Below are 14,612 nucleotides of genomic sequence, written 5' to 3' on the forward strand. Positions count from 1 at the left end.
TACAAGGGCACGCTCTGGATGCCCAGCAAAAAATGGCACAGGGTGTTTCAACCGGGCCGCTGCTGGCGAAAATACGACCAGTGAAACACCCAACCAAGCACTTCCAGGCCCTGCGCCTGGCGCTGCGCCGGGGTATAGCGCTCAACCGCATAGTTGCGCCGGTCCTGGCTGTGCAGGTACAGCGTGCCATGTTGGCCGAGGCTGAGGGTATTCACCCGCAGCGCGCCGTTGTGCAGCAAGGCGTAGGTTTCGCCCTGGAACACCTGGGTCATGCTCACGTCGATCACCAGCACCGCCTCCTGCGGGATCAGCGGCAGCATGTTGCTGTCGGGCATCGTCACGCTGATTGCATCGTCGGCCCGAACCCCCAACCCCTGCAGCGCTTTTGCCGGCAGGCGCAGGTGTTTGCTGGCGACTGGGCTGAGCAGGCCGTCATGCAGTTCGTAGTACGGCACCTTGACCAGCCGGCCATGGTCCACCAGCAGCGGGGACGGCGCAGGCGTGTGCAACTTTCGCGGCCGGGCGTTGCGCAGGATCGGGCTGGGGTGCTTGGGCCCTTCGCCCGTGTGCAGCCAGCGGCGATGCACACAGAACAGGTCGGCCATTTCGTCCAGCCGTGCCAGGGGCACGCCGCGCTTGACCCAATTGTTGACGTGCTGCGGTGTGACGCCGCGTTGGGCAGCGAAATCGGAAGGGGTAAGGCCGCATTCGTGAAGCAGGGCCCTGAGGCGGTCACCGGAGGTCTTCATGCCAGCGAGTGTAGCGGCGCGGTGCCAGCAAGGATATCAACTTGATGTTGACGGGGCTTGTATGAAAAGTGGCTGGTTGTAGGGCACAGCTGTAGGGCTGTGTAGGAGTATTCGCCGAGTACAGCGATTGGCCATAAAAAAACCCCGCCATGGCGGGGTTCTTCCTGCAACCGGTATCAGCCCTTGTAGGCAGCGACCGATTTGGTGATCGCGGCACGGGCAGCGTCAGCGCCTTCCCAGCCTTCGATCTTGACCCACTTGCCCTTCTCGAGGTCTTTGTAGTTGGCAAAGAAGTGCTCGATCTGCTGAATCAGCAGGGCTGGCAGGTCGGTGTATTCCTTCACGTCGACGTACAGCTGCGACAGCCTGTCGTGAGGAACCGCGATGACCTTGGCGTCGCCGCCGCCGTCGTCGGTCATGTTCAGTACGCCAACCGGGCGGGCGCGGATAACCGAGCCTGGGGCGACCGGGTACGGGGTAACGACCAGCACGTCGAGTGGATCACCGTCGTCCGCCAGGGTGTTCGGGATGAAGCCGTAGTTGGCTGGGTAGAACATCGGGGTAGCCATGAAGCGGTCGACGAACAGCGTGTCGCTGTCCTTGTCGATCTCGTATTTGATCGGCGCGTGGTTGGCCGGGATCTCGATGGCGACGTAGATGTCGTTCGGCAGGTCTTTGCCCGCCGGAATCTTGCTGTAGCTCATTGGGCAGTGCCCCCGTGTTTGACCAAAAAAGTGGCGGCGATTATAGGCACATTCTGCCGGGGCATGCCACGCCTGGCCTGATGTGCGGCCGCGTCAGGCGTGGCTTTCGCGGTAGTCGGGGTGCTCGGCCTGAAGCCGGCGCAGGCGCGCCAGCGGGTCTTGCCGGTAGAACAGCGCCAACTGCTGATAGACCAATGGATAGGCCTGATGGAGCAGGTCGGGGGCACTAAAGAAGTATTCGCTGGTGACGGCAAAAAACTCGGCGGGGTTCTCTGCCGCATAGGGGTCGATGGCGGATTCGGCGTCGGGGTTGGCATCGAGCTGGCGGTTGAGGTCGTCGTAGGCCTGTTGCATGGCGGTGGCCCACTCGGCCACGGGCATGCCGCTGTGCAGCGGCGGCAGGCCGTTGGCATCGCCATTGAGCATGTCGAGCTTGTGCGCCAGTTCGTGGATGACCAGGTTGTAGGCCTCCCAGCCGCCACTGGCCAGTACGCCGTTCCAGGCCAGGATGATCGGGCCCTGCTGCCAGGCCTCGCCACTGTGCTCGCCGTCCCACACGTGCTCCACGCCACTGGCATCGCGGTGGCGCTGCGGGCTCTTGAAGTCGTCGGGGTAGAGCACGATTTCGTGAAAGCCCTGGTACCAGTTCAGTTCGCCCAGGTGCAGCAGTGGCAGTTGCGCCTGGGCGGCGAGCAGCAGCCGCTGCTGGTCGCCCAGTTCAACGCCCGGCAGGCACGTGAGGTGCTTGTCGAGCAGGAACAGGATGCAGGCTTCGCGCAGCCAGTGGTCTTCTTCGTCGGTGATGCCGTCCAGCATCGGCAGGCTCTCGCGAACGGCCTGCCATTGCTGTGGCGTGATCGGATAGCGTGCCAAGGCCCGCTTGCGCCGCCAGGCGCGGAACGACCACATGCTGGCCGGTCAGTGCGCCTTGGCTGCGCGGCCCAGGCGGGTACGCAGCAGGCCGAGGATCATTGGTACCAACGACAGGATGATGATGCCCACCACCATCAGCGACAGGTGTTGCTTGATGAACGGCACGTTACCGAAGAAGTAGCCCAAGGTGACCAGGCCACCTACCCACAGCAACGAGCCGGCCACGCTGAAGCCCAGGAAGCGCGGGTAATGCATGTGGGCAATACCGGCCACGAACGGGGCGAAGGTGCGCAGAATGGGCAGGAAGCGCGCCATGGTCACGGTCTTGCCGCCGTGGCGCTCGTAGAAGTCGTGGGTCCGCTGCAGGTAATCGCGACGGAAGATCTTCGAATTGGGGTTGTTGAACAAACGTTCGCCTGCCGTGCGCCCGATCACGTAGTTGGTGCTGTCGCCCATGATTGCAGCAGCCATCAGCAGGCCGGCCAGCAAGACCGGGTCCATGCCGCCCCCTGCGGCTACGGCGCCGGCGATGAACAGCAACGAATCGCCCGGCAGGAAGGGCATCACCACCAGCCCGGTTTCACAGAAGATCACGGTAAACAGGATGGCGTAGATCCAGGGGCCGTAATTGGTGACCAGCAAATCGAGGTAGGCATCGAGATGCAGGATAAGGTCGAGCGGGTTGAAATCCATGTACAGCACCTGTGTTCTTGGGCGTAGGCTCGGTTTACCGGCGGATGGGTAAATTTTCACACATGACAGGCGTGCCATTATACGGCTAAGTGACGATCATGCCCGGGGAGTTTGTAGCGGGGGGTTACTGCACGCGGTAGTGCCGTATCCGCCCCTGGGCGGGCTTGCCCGCGCAGGGGCGGACGCAGGTCAATCCTGATTGATGGGCAGAATGTAGCTCTTGAACTCGGTATCTTCACGAAAACCGATGGACTCGTAGGTCTTGTGCGCCGTGTCATTGTTGCTGCTTGTGGACACCCGCATGCGCACGGCGTTGGTGTCCTTGGCCATTTTCTTCGCTTCGCGCATCAGGTGGTCGGCTACCAGCATGCGCCGGGAGTCTTCGGCCACGTAGATATCGTTGAGGATCCATACCCGCTTCAGCGACAGCGACGAGTAGCTCGGGTACAGCTGGCAGAAGCCCAGCAGCTTGTTGTCGTCATCATCGGGGAGCGCCAGGTAGATCACCGATTCGTCCCGCTGCAGGCGTTTTTCCAGGAAGCTGCGCGAGCTGTCGGGGTAGGGCAGTTGCCCATAGAATTCACGGTATTTGACGAACATAGGCGTCAACAGGTCGAGGTGTTCCAGTTTTGCCTTGATGATGCGCATGTGCGGCCCTCAGAGTCCATTAGGGAAAACAGCGGATTGCCAGCAGCTTCGAGGGCATGCTGCCCCAAGCCCGGTCCGCGGCGCAATCCGCTTTGCATGACAGGGTGTTCAGCCCTCGCCAAGCAGGAAGTTGCCTCGCTGCGCGGGGCCATGTTCGCTGTCGATGCTATGGACCTCGGCTTCGTCCTTCAGATTCACCCCCGACAGCTGGCGCCGGCAGGCTTCACGCATCAGGTACAGCAGGCGGTGTGCGGCCATGCCATAACTCAAGCCCTCCAGGCGCACGTTGGAAATGCAGTTGCGGTAGGCATCGGTCAGGCCGACCTTTGGCGCATAGGTGAAATACAGCCCCAGGCTGTCGGGCGAACTGAGCCCGGGCCGCTCGCCGATCAGCATTACTGTCATGCGAGCGCCCAGCAGTTCACCCACCTCATCGGCCACTGCCACGCGGCCCTGCTGCACCAGCACCACCGGTGCGCTGGTCCAGCCGTCGGCGGCGGCCTGTTCCTCGAACCGGCTCAGCAACGGCAAGGTATGCCGGTGCACGGCAAGCGCCGATAGGCCATCGGCAACCACGATGGCCAGGTCGACCCCGCCTGGGTTGGCCTGGGCGTGCTGGCGCAGGGTGGCGACCGATGCTTCGTTCAGGCGCCGGCCCAGGTCGGGCCGTTGCAGATATTCGTGGCGGTCGCTGGCGGCGCTGTGCAGCACCAGGCTTTCCCGGCCGCGTTCAGCCAGCTGGGTAGCCAGGCCAGCGTGGTCGAACGCCAGGTGCACGGCATCACGGGCCTGGGCATGGGCGAACTGGAAGTCCAGTTGCGCCCCGGTCGGCAGGCTGGTACCGCTGCGGCCCAGGGCGATACGCGCCGGGGTCAGCGTGCGCAGGGCCAGCCAAGGGTTTTCAGGGGTAGGGGTGCGATGGTCCATGGTGATCCCTATGCAAGCTGTGCCAAGGCCTGGCGGAAGGCCGGCGGCAGGTTGTCACCGAAGCGCACCCGGCCATCGGCCTGGGTGAAGATGCCGGTGTGGGCCAGCCATGCCTCGAATTCCGGCCCGGGCTTCAGGCCCAGGGTCTGGCGCGCGTAGAGCGCGTCGTGGAACGAGGTGGTCTGGTAGTTGAGCATGATGTCGTCGGAGCCGGGGATACCCATGATGAAGTTGATCCCGGCGACACCCAGCAGGGTCAGCAGGGTGTCCATGTCGTCCTGGTCGGCCTCGGCGTGGTTGGTGTAGCAGATGTCGCAGCCCATCGGCACGCCCAGCAACTTGCCGCAGAAGTGGTCTTCGAGCCCGGCGCGGATGATCTGCTTGCCGTTGTACAGGTACTCCGGGCCAATGAAACCGACCACGGTGTTGACCAGGAACGGCTTGAAGTGGCGGGCCACGGCATAGGCGCGGGTTTCGCAGGTTTGCTGGTCGACCCCGTGGTGGGCATTGGCCGACAGCGCACTGCCCTGGCCGGTTTCGAAGTACATCAGGTTCTGCCCCAGGGTGCCGCGCTTGAGCGAAAGGCCGGCTTCGTAACCCTCCTGCAGCACGTTCAGGTTGATGCCGAAGCCGGCATTGGCCGCTTCGGTACCGGCGATGGACTGGAACACCAGGTCCAGCGGCACGCCGCGGTTGATCGCTTCGATGGAGGTGGTGACGTGGGTCAGCACGCAGGACTGGGTGGGTATGTCGTAGCGCTGGATGATGGCATCGAGCATTTCCAGCAGGGCGCAGATCGAGGCAATGCTGTCGGTTGCCGGGTTGATGCCGATCATGGCATCGCCGTTGCCGTACAACAGGCCGTCGAGAATGCTGGCGGCAATGCCGGCCGGCTCGTCGGTCGGGTGGTTGGGCTGCAGGCGGGTCGACAGGCGCCCGCGCAGGCCCATGGTGCCGCGAAAACGGGTGACCACACGGATTTTTTGCGCCACCAGCACCAAGTCCTGCACGCGCATGATCTTCGATACCGCCGCCGCCATTTCCGGGGTCAGCCCTGGCGCCAGGGCGCGCAGGCTGTCCTCGTTGGCCTCTTCACTCAGCAACCAGTCACGCAGGCCGCCGACGGTGAGGTGGCTGACCGGCGCAAATGCCTGGGCATCATGGCTGTCGATGATCAGCCGGGTGACCTCGTCGGCTTCGTAGGGGATCAGGGCTTCGTTGAGAAAATGCGTCAGCGGGATATTGGCCAAGGCCATCTGCGCGGCTACGCGCTCGCCGTCGTTGCTTGCCGCAACGCCTGCCAGGTAGTCCCCGGAGCGCGCCGGGCTGGCCTTGGCCATGACATCCTTGAGGCTGTCGAAGCGGTAGACCAGGTGGCCGACCGTGTGTACGAAACTTGCCATACAGAATCTCCAGAGCCGCGGGTTGCCCCGCGGCGGGTGGCGCCGGTCAGTGCAGAGCCTCTTCGGCCTGCTGGATCGCGGCGAATTCCTCTTCCGGGGTGCCCGCTACCAGGTGGTGGCGGCTGTAGAAAGCAAAGTAGGCAATTAATACCGCATAGATCACTGCGGCGCCAATCACCACGCGCGGGTCCACCAGGAAACCGGCGACCACGGCGATGCACGCCAGCACCAGGGCCAGGCCGGAGGTGAAGATGCCGCCAGGGGTACGGTACGGGCGCTCCATCTTCGGCCGGCGGATGCGCAGGGTGATATGCGCGGCCATCATCAGCACGTACGACAGCGTAGCGCCGAATACCGCGACCAGGATCAGCAGGTCGCCCTGGCCTGTCAGCGACAGCGCAAAACCGATGATGCCAGGAATGACCAGGGCCATGACCGGCGCCTTGCTCTTGTTGGTTTCCGACAGCTTGCGCGGCAGGTAGCCGGCGCGGGACAGGGCGAAAATCTGCCGGGAATAGGCGTAGATGATCGAGAAGAAGCTGGCGATCAGGCCGGCCAGGCCGACCAGGTTGACGAAGCTGCCCATCCAGGTAGCGCCGCCGTAGGCTTTGGCCAATGCTTCGACCAGGGGGTTGCCGGAAGCTTTCAGCGCCTCGGAACCCGCGCCGCCAGGGCCGACCACCAGGATCAGCAGGGCAAAGGCCAGCAGCACCAGCATGGCGCCGATCAGGCCGCGTGGCAGGTCACGCTTGGGGTTCTTGGTTTCTTCGGCGGCCAGCGGCACGCCTTCGACGGCGAGGAAGAACCAGATGGCATACGGGATCGCCGCCCATACCCCGACATAGCCGAACGGCAGGAAGCTGCTGGCGCCGACAGCGTCCGTTTTGGCGATGTCGAACAGGTTGGCTGCATCGAAATGGGGCACCATGGCCACCAGGAACACCGCCAGGGCAATGGCGGCGATGGCCGTGATGATGAACATCAACTTCAGTGCTTCGCCCACCCCGAAGATGTGGATGCCGATGAACACCACGTAGAACGCCAGGTAGATCATCCAGCCGCCAATGCCGAACAACGACTGGCAGTAGGCGCCGATGAAGGTCGCGATGGCGGCGGGGGCGATCGCGTATTCGATGAGGATCGCCGTGCCGGTAAGGAAACCGCCCCAGGGGCCGAAGGCGCTGCGGGCAAAGCCGTAGCCACCGCCAGCGGTCGGGATCATCGAGGAAAGCTCGGCCAGCGAGAAGCACATGCACAAGTACATGGTGGCCATCAGCAGGGTCGCGAGGAACATGCCGCCCCAGCCACCTTGGGCCAGGCCGAAGTTCCAGCCGGCGTAGTCGCCGGAAATGACATAGGCCACCCCCAGGCCGACCAGCAGCACCCAGCCGGCCGCGCCTTTTTTCAATTCACGTTGCTGGAAATAGTCCGAACCGACCTTCTCGAAGTCGACGGAAGAGCCTGCCGGCGAGCCGGCGGATTGATCGCTTGGCATAGTTTCACCTGTTGTTTTTCTTGGTGGCCGGAAGGGGTCCGCGCCGATGGTGATGGGTACTGCAGGAAGCGAGCCAGGGAGCTGCAAGACTGAAGCTGCAAGCTGCAAGAGAAAAGCGAGTCGGCGGGCGATTCGCTTTATTCTTGCGGCTTGAAGCTTGAAGCTTGAAGCTTGAAGCTTGAAGCTTGCAGCTAGTTGCTTAGAAGAAGCCCAACGGGTTGATGTCGTAGCTCACCAGCAGGTTCTTGGTCTGCTGGTAGTGGTCGAGCATCATCTTGTGGGTTTCACGCCCAACCCCGGACTTCTTGTAGCCACCGAACGCGGCATGCGCCGGGTACAGGTGGTAGCAATTGGTCCATACACGGCCAGCCTTGATCCCGCGGCCCATGCGGTAAGCGCGGTTGATGTCGCGGGTCCACACGCCGGCGCCCAGGCCGAACTCGGTGTCGTTGGCAATCGCCAGCGCTTCGGCTTCGTCCTTGAAGGTGGTGACGCTGACCACCGGGCCGAAGATTTCCTCCTGGAACACGCGCATGCGGTTGTTGCCCTTGAGCAGGGTCGGCTGGATGTAGTAACCGGTGGCCAGCGAGCCTTCGAGTTTTTCAACCTTGCCACCGGTCAGCAGCTCGGCACCTTCCTGCTGGGCGATCTCGAGGTACGAGAGGATCTTCTCGAACTGCTGCTGCGAGGCCTGTGCGCCAACCATGGTGTCGGTGTCCAGAGGGTCGCCGCGCTTGATCTGCAGCACCTTCTTCATCACCACTTCCATGAACTGCGGGTAGATCGACTCCTGCACCAGCGCGCGGGATGGGCAGGTGCACACTTCGCCCTGGTTGAAGAAAGCCAGCACCATGCCTTCGGCCGCTTTCTCGATGAAGCTCGGCTCGGCTTGCATGATGTCTTCGAAGTACACGTTCGGCGACTTGCCGCCCAGTTCCACGGTAGACGGGATGATGTTTTCGGCGGCGCATTTCATGATGTGCGAGCCAACCGGGGTAGAGCCGGTGAAGGCAATCTTGGCGATGCGCTTGCTGGTCGCCAGCGCTTCACCTGCTTCGCGGCCATAGCCCTGCACCACGTTGAGCACGCCTTTGGGCAGCAGGTCACCGATCACTTCCAGCAGCACGGTGATGCCCAGCGGGGTCTGTTCGGCCGGCTTGAGCACCACGCAGTTGCCAGCGGCCAGGGCCGGTGCAAGCTTCCAGGCGGCCATCAGGATCGGGAAGTTCCACGGGATGATCTGCCCGACCACGCCCAGCGGTTCGTGGATGTGGTAGGCCACGGTGCCTTCGTTGATTTCGGCGGCGCCACCTTCTTGTGCACGAATGCAGCCAGCGAAATAGCGGAAGTGATCGACCGCCAGCGGAATGTCGGCATTCAGGGTTTCGCGGATCGGTTTGCCGTTGTCCCAGGTTTCGGTAATGGCCAGCAGTTCGAGGTTCTGCTCGATGCGGTCGGCGATTTTCAACAGCACATTGGAGCGGTCCTGCACCGAGGTGCGGCCCCAGGCGTCGGCGGCAGCGTGGGCAGCGTCCAGTGCCTTGTCGATGTCTTCGGCAGTTGAGCGGGGGAATTCGGCAATCGGCTGGCCGTTCACCGGGGACGTGTTGGTGAAGTATTCACCCTTTACCGGAGGAACGAACTCACCACCGATGTAGTTACCGTAGCGGTTCTTGAAGGAAACCTTCGCGCCTTCGGTACCGGGATGTGCGTAACGCATGGTGTGTCTCCTGGCTATTGTGTTTGTTAGGGAGTTGGAAAGCGTAGAGCAAAGGTTAGGCCAGCATGGGCGGCACCCGTAAAATCAATGGCTTGGGCGGATGTGGCGGGCACTTGGCAGCCAGCCTGTGCCGGTTGCGGTACGCCTGGGGGTGACATTTTGTGCCGTTCACGACACGTCACCCGTGGGTGCATTGCAATGCCTTCGCCGGTGGAGGATGCTGGTGGCACGCTCTATCTGCCGAGAACTACAACAATGCAGAGCAATCACTTCAGCCGCCATGCCCGGCAGGTCCACACTGTGGCCCATGGTGGTGCTGGCGAGGGCGTCAGCGACCCCTCCATTGCCCGCTCCTGGCTGCGTTGCCTGGAGGACTACCACCTCGACCCAACGGTGATCGAGGCGCCGGTGGTGCTCGAGCACGGGCGCTTGCTGGAAAGCCGCGAGCGCTTGCGCCAGGTGCTGCAGATCGCCGACCACGAAATGAACAGCCTGCACCAGCAGCTCTCCGGGGCCGGCCATGCGGTGTTGCTGACCGATGCCCGCGGGGTGATCCTCAATTGCGTCAGCGCGGCCAGCGAGCGGCGCAGCTTCGAGCATGCCGGGCTGTGGCTGGGCGCCGACTGGAGCGAGGCGCGTGAAGGCACCAATGGCATCGGCACCTGCCTGGTCGAGCGCCAGGCGCTGACCATCCACCAGAACGAGCACTTCCGCGGCCGCCACACCGGGCTTACGTGCTCGGCCAGCCCGGTGTTCGACCCCCATGGCGAGTTGCTGGCGGTGCTCGACGTCTCCTCGGCACGCCCCGACGTTTCACGACAAAGCCAGTTCCATACCATGGCCTTGGTCAACCTGTCGGCCAAGATGATCGAAAGCTGCTACTTCCTGCGCCATTTCGAGCAGCAGTGGCTGCTGCGTTTTCACCTGCAGGCGGAGTCGGTTGGCCTGTTCAGCGAGGGCCTGCTGGCCTTCGACGGTGATGGCCGGATCTGCGCGGCCAACCAGAGCGCCCTGAACCTGCTGGGCAGCGTACGCAGTGGTGTGCTGGGCCAGCCGTTGGAGCGGTTTTTTGCCTGCAGCCACGATGAGCTGTTCGGCCGCGCCACGCCCGGGGGCAGCACGGCCTGGCCGCTGCGCACCCTGGACGGCCGCCAGGTGTTCGCCAGCCTGCGCGGGCAGGCGCGCGCGCCTGTATGGTCGGTGCCCGTGGCCCAGCCGCGGCCCACGCGTGTTGCAGAGCCGCTGGTATGCCTGCTCGACCCGGCGTTGCAGAATGATTTCCGCCGCAGTGTGCGGGTGTTCGAGCGCGATGTGCCACTGCTGCTGCGCGGCGAGACCGGCTGCGGTAAAGAGGCCTTTGCCCAGGCCGTGCACCAGGCCAGTGAGCGCCGCAGCCAACCCTTCGTGGCCATCAACTGTGCCTCGATCCCTGAAAGCCTGATCGAGAGCGAGCTGTTCGGCTACCGCGGTGGCAGCTTCACCGGTGCGCGCAAGGAAGGCATGCGCGGCAAGCTGTTGCAAGCCGATGGTGGCACCTTGCTGTTGGACGAGATCGGTGACATGCCCCTGGCCCTGCAGACACGCCTGCTGCGCGTGCTGGAGGAGCGTCAGGTAGTGCCGATCGGCGGGGAGCCACAGGCAGTCGACGTGCGCATTGTCAGCGCTACCCACCGTGACCTGCTGCAGCGGGTCGAGCAGGGCACTTTCCGTGAAGACCTGTATTACCGCCTCAATGGCCTGGAAGTGGCATTGCCGGCCGTACGCGAGCGCAGTGACAAGGCGCAGTTGCTGGACTTCCTGCTGCGCCAGGAGGCGCAGGGCCAACTGATCGACATCGAACCGAGGGCGCGCCAGGCGCTGCTGGACTTCGCCTGGCCGGGCAACGTGCGGCAGATGCGCAACGTGCTGCGTACCCTGGTGGCGCTTTGCGAAGGTGCCCGCATCACTTTCCCGGATCTCCCTGCCATTGTGCGCAGCCACACCGGGTCTGTGGGAGCGGGCGCGCCCGCGAAACCGCCTGCCCAGTCGACACAAGGCGAGGGCGTTGCCCCGGTTCGCGGGCTCGCCCGCTCCCACAGGTCCGACAATGGACCAGGTGAGGGTACCGAGGTGTTGCAGGACGCAGAACGGCAAGCGCTCATTGAGGTGCTGCAGGCAAAACACTGGCACCTCACCCGTGTCGCCGAACACTTGGGCATCAGCCGCAATACCTTGTATCGAAAACTGCGCAAACACGGCATCACCCGGGGCGACTGAGCGAAACAGCGGGTGCGATTTGTCGCGCCCTGGGCTACCCTGCCTCGATGTTTTGCGAGGTCGACCATGCATATTCACATTCTCGGTATTTGCGGCACTTTCATGGGCTCGCTGGCAGTGCTGGCCAAGGAGCTTGGCCATCGCGTGACCGGTTCGGACGCCAACGTCTACCCGCCGATGAGCACGCAGCTCGAAGCCCAGGGCATCGAGCTGACCCAAGGCTACGACCCGGCTCAACTGGAGCCGGCGCCCGACCTGGTGGTGATCGGCAACGCCATGTCGCGCGGCAACCCGGCGGTTGAATACGTGCTGAACAAGGGCCTGCCTTATGTTTCTGGCCCGCAGTGGCTGGCCGACCACGTGCTGCAAGGCCGTTGGGTGCTGGCCGTGGCCGGTACCCACGGCAAAACCACCACCAGCAGCATGCTGGCCTGGGTGCTGGAGCACGCCGGCATGAGCCCGGGCTTCCTGATTGGCGGTGTACCGCAGAACTTCTCGGTGTCGGCCCGCCTGGGGGCTACGCCGTTCTTCGTGGTCGAAGCCGACGAGTACGACAGTGCCTTCTTCGACAAGCGTTCAAAGTTCGTGCACTACCACCCGCGCACTGCGATCCTCAACAACCTTGAGTTCGATCACGCAGACATTTTCCCGGACCTGGCCTCGATCGAGCGGCAGTTCCACCACCTGGTGCGTACCATCCCCAGCGAAGGCCTGGTGATCCACCCGACCACCGAACAAGCGCTGGAGCGGGTCATCGGCATGGGCTGCTGGACCCCAGTACACACCACGGGTGAAGGTGGCCAGTGGCAGGCCCGCCTGCTCAGCGCCGATGGCTCGCGTTTCGAAGTGCTGTTCGAGGGCCAGGCGCAAGGTGTGGTGGACTGGGCGCTGACCGGTCAGCACAACGTCGCCAACGCCCTGGCTACCCTGGCAGCCGCCCGCCATGTCGGCGTGGTGCCGGCCATGGGCATCGAGGGCCTCTGCGCCTTCAAGAGCGTCAAGCGGCGCATGGAGAAGGTTGCCGAAGTGCAGGGCGTGACGATCTACGATGACTTCGCTCACCATCCTACTGCCATCGCTACTACCCTCGACGGCCTGCGCAAGCGCGTTGGCGAGGCGCCGGTGATCGCGGTAATCGAACCGCGCTCCAACTCGATGAAGTTGGGTGCACACCGCGATGGCCTGCCAGAAAGCGTCAACGACGCCGACCAAGTGATTTGGTACGCGCCGGCCAACCTGGGCTGGGACCTCGCTGCGACTGCTGCGCAGTGCAAGGTACCGAGTGTGGTTGCCGACAGCCTCGAAGCGATCATCGAACGCATCAAGGGCCAGGCCCGCCCGGGCACCCACGTGGTGATCATGAGCAACGGCGGCTTCGGCGGCCTGCATGGCAAGCTGGCCGAGGCGCTGAAGTGAACGGGCCGGAACGCGTTACCCTGGCCATGACGGGCGCTTCAGGCGCCCAGTACGGCCTGCGCCTGCTCGATTGCCTGGTGCGCGAGGACCGCGAGGTGCATTTTCTGATCTCCAAGGCGGCGCAACTGGTAATGGCCACCGAGACCGATGTGCTGCTGCCGGCCAAGCCCCAGGCGATGCAGGCCTTCCTCACCGAATACACCGGTGCTGCCGATGGGCAGATCCGCGTGTATGGCAAGGAAGACTGGATGTCGCCAGTGGCCTCGGGCTCGGGCGCGCCAGCAGCGATGGTGGTGGTGCCGTGTTCCACCGGCACCTTGTCGGCGATTGCCACCGGGGCCTGCAACAACCTGATCGAGCGCGCAGCCGACGTGACCCTCAAGGAGCGCCGCCAGTTGATTCTGGTGCCCCGCGAAGCGCCATTCTCCACCATTCACCTGGAGAACATGCTCAAGTTGTCGCAGATGGGCGCGGTGATTCTGCCGGCGGCGCCGGGCTTCTATCACCAGCCGCAAACCATCGACGACCTGGTCGACTTCGTTGTGGCGCGCATTCTCAACCTGCTGAACATTCCCCAGGACATGCTGCCGCGTTGGGGCGAGCACCATTTCGGGGTGGATGATTGAAACGGGCGCTGGCCGGCTTGCTGGCGCTGGGGTTGCTCAGTGGTTGTGCCACGGTGCGCACGCTGGATGCCAACAAGCCGGGGGGGCCGGTGGTGTATGCCGGTACGCGTCTGGATCTGTATGTGATCAACGGTGGTTGCTGCCCGCAGGATCGGTTTGGGGCTCAAGCCCCGAGCTATCCGGGGCTGGACCTGCCAGGTAGCATGCTGCTTGATCCCCTGTTGCTGCCGTTGTCCTTGCTGACTGCTGCTGGTGTAGGCTTCCAGGCCACAGGGGGGCTGTGAGGGGTTGCACGGTCCTGTGGTGTGGGAGCGGCCTTGCGTCGCGAATGGGCCGCAAAGCGGCCCCAGCCATGTTTGTGCAAAAGCTGAAATCCGGGGCCGCTGCGCGGCCCTTTCGCGACGCAAGGCCGCTCCCACAGGTACCGTGCAATGCTTGCGGCTTACTTCTTGCCCAGCTTGCGCAGTTCATCCGACTCCACGATCCGCACCCCGTCTTCTTCCTCAAGGGCCAGGCGCCATAGCGCACGGGCCAGGGTGCAGGCCTCGATCCCTCGGTATTTGCCCGGAATCAGCCGGGACAACGGTGAAACCAACTGCTCTGCCAGCCGCGGCTTGATGCGCTCGCCCAACAGCAGAGACGGCCGCACGATGGTCAGTTGCGGCCAATCCTGCGCTTTGAGCGCCTCTTCCATCTCGCCCTTCACCCGATTGTAGAAAATCGATGATTTCGGGTCGGCGCCCAAGGCACTGACCACCAGCAAATGCCGTGCGCCCATTTCCCGGGCCCGTTTGCTGAACGCCACCACCATGTCCAGGTCCACCGCGCGGAACGCCGACTCGGAGCCGGCCTGTTTGAGGGTGGTGCCCAGGCAGCAATAGGCAACGTCGACCCTGCCGGCCAGCTGCGGCAGGAACACTGCCGGGTCACCCACCGGGTTTTCCAGGTGCGGATGTTCGGCCAACGGCCGGCGGGTCGGGGCCAGCACGCGGGTGATGGTGGGCTCGTTGAGCAGGCGGTCGAGCAGGTGTTCACCGGTGAGGCCGGTGGCACCGGCAAGCAGGACATGCTGAGGCGTCAAGTACATGATGTCTCTCCCTTG

At 63.8% G+C, this 14,612-nt stretch carries 14 protein-coding genes; 4 read left to right on the forward strand and 10 right to left on the reverse strand.

What is annotated here, in order from left to right; translation table 11 throughout:
- Positions 1-47: 47 nt before the first annotated feature.
- The 9 genes from G1E_RS10335 to G1E_RS10375 form a co-directional block, all read right to left on the reverse strand.
- Entirely contained in the window at positions 48-749 is a 702-nt protein-coding gene (locus G1E_RS10335) for an XRE family transcriptional regulator (RefSeq protein ID WP_047149803.1), read from the reverse strand.
- A gap of 176 nt (positions 750-925) precedes the next feature.
- Complete coding sequence (gene ppa, locus G1E_RS10340) at positions 926-1,453, reverse strand: inorganic diphosphatase (RefSeq protein ID WP_009685735.1); 528 nt, start codon at positions 1,451-1,453, stop codon at positions 926-928.
- Between the two features lie 93 nt (positions 1,454-1,546).
- The gene (locus G1E_RS10345; RefSeq protein WP_047149804.1) at positions 1,547-2,362 is read right to left on the reverse strand and encodes a zinc-dependent peptidase; all 816 of its coding nucleotides are present in this window, start codon (positions 2,360-2,362) and stop codon (positions 1,547-1,549) included.
- A 9-nt stretch (positions 2,363-2,371) separates the two neighbouring features.
- Positions 2,372-3,019 (reverse strand): DedA family protein, encoded by a 648-nt coding sequence (locus G1E_RS10350; protein ID WP_009685738.1) that lies wholly within the window; start codon positions 3,017-3,019, stop codon positions 2,372-2,374.
- A 189-nt stretch (positions 3,020-3,208) separates the two neighbouring features.
- Positions 3,209-3,667: an N-acetyltransferase gene (locus tag G1E_RS10355; RefSeq protein ID WP_009685739.1), complete on the reverse strand. Its 459-nt coding sequence runs from the start codon at positions 3,665-3,667 to the stop codon at positions 3,209-3,211.
- 108 nt (positions 3,668-3,775) lie between these two features.
- Entirely contained in the window at positions 3,776-4,594 is an 819-nt protein-coding gene (gene eutC, locus G1E_RS10360) for an ethanolamine ammonia-lyase subunit EutC (protein WP_009685740.1), read from the reverse strand.
- A gap of 8 nt (positions 4,595-4,602) precedes the next feature.
- The gene (locus tag G1E_RS10365) at positions 4,603-5,997 is read right to left on the reverse strand and encodes an ethanolamine ammonia-lyase subunit EutB (RefSeq protein ID WP_009685741.1); all 1,395 of its coding nucleotides are present in this window, start codon (positions 5,995-5,997) and stop codon (positions 4,603-4,605) included.
- Positions 5,998-6,043: 46 nt separating this feature from the next.
- A complete protein-coding gene (gene eat, locus G1E_RS10370; protein WP_009685742.1) occupies positions 6,044-7,492 on the reverse strand; it encodes an ethanolamine permease in 1,449 nt (482 codons plus the stop codon).
- Positions 7,493-7,691: 199 nt separating this feature from the next.
- Complete coding sequence (locus G1E_RS10375; RefSeq protein ID WP_009685743.1) at positions 7,692-9,212, reverse strand: aldehyde dehydrogenase family protein; 1,521 nt, start codon at positions 9,210-9,212, stop codon at positions 7,692-7,694.
- Between the two features lie 255 nt (positions 9,213-9,467).
- Between G1E_RS10375 and G1E_RS10380 the strand changes: the two genes are divergently transcribed.
- From G1E_RS10380 to G1E_RS10395, 4 genes are all read left to right on the forward strand, one after another.
- Entirely contained in the window at positions 9,468-11,468 is a 2,001-nt protein-coding gene (locus G1E_RS10380; protein ID WP_047149805.1) for a sigma-54-dependent Fis family transcriptional regulator, read from the forward strand.
- A 66-nt stretch (positions 11,469-11,534) separates the two neighbouring features.
- Positions 11,535-12,884, forward strand: coding sequence for a UDP-N-acetylmuramate:L-alanyl-gamma-D-glutamyl-meso-diaminopimelate ligase (gene mpl, locus G1E_RS10385; RefSeq protein ID WP_009685746.1), 1,350 nt, complete (start codon positions 11,535-11,537; stop codon positions 12,882-12,884).
- The gene (gene ubiX, locus G1E_RS10390) at positions 12,881-13,510 is read left to right on the forward strand and encodes a flavin prenyltransferase UbiX (protein ID WP_009685747.1); all 630 of its coding nucleotides are present in this window, start codon (positions 12,881-12,883) and stop codon (positions 13,508-13,510) included. The genes mpl and ubiX overlap by 4 nt, the downstream gene beginning before the upstream one ends.
- Positions 13,507-13,794, forward strand: a complete 288-nt coding sequence (locus tag G1E_RS10395; protein ID WP_047149806.1) for a YceK/YidQ family lipoprotein — start codon at positions 13,507-13,509, stop codon at positions 13,792-13,794. The genes ubiX and G1E_RS10395 overlap by 4 nt, the downstream gene beginning before the upstream one ends.
- 158 nt (positions 13,795-13,952) lie before the next feature.
- Here the strand turns inward: G1E_RS10395 and G1E_RS10400 are convergent, their stop codons facing one another.
- Entirely contained in the window at positions 13,953-14,597 is a 645-nt protein-coding gene (locus G1E_RS10400; RefSeq protein ID WP_009685749.1) for an oxidoreductase, read from the reverse strand.
- Positions 14,598-14,612: the final 15 nt, after the last annotated feature.

The sequence above is a fragment of the Pseudomonas sp. TJI-51 genome, from assembly GCF_000190455.2.
In the GTDB taxonomy this organism is placed as follows: domain Bacteria; phylum Pseudomonadota; class Gammaproteobacteria; order Pseudomonadales; family Pseudomonadaceae; genus Aquipseudomonas; species Aquipseudomonas juntendi.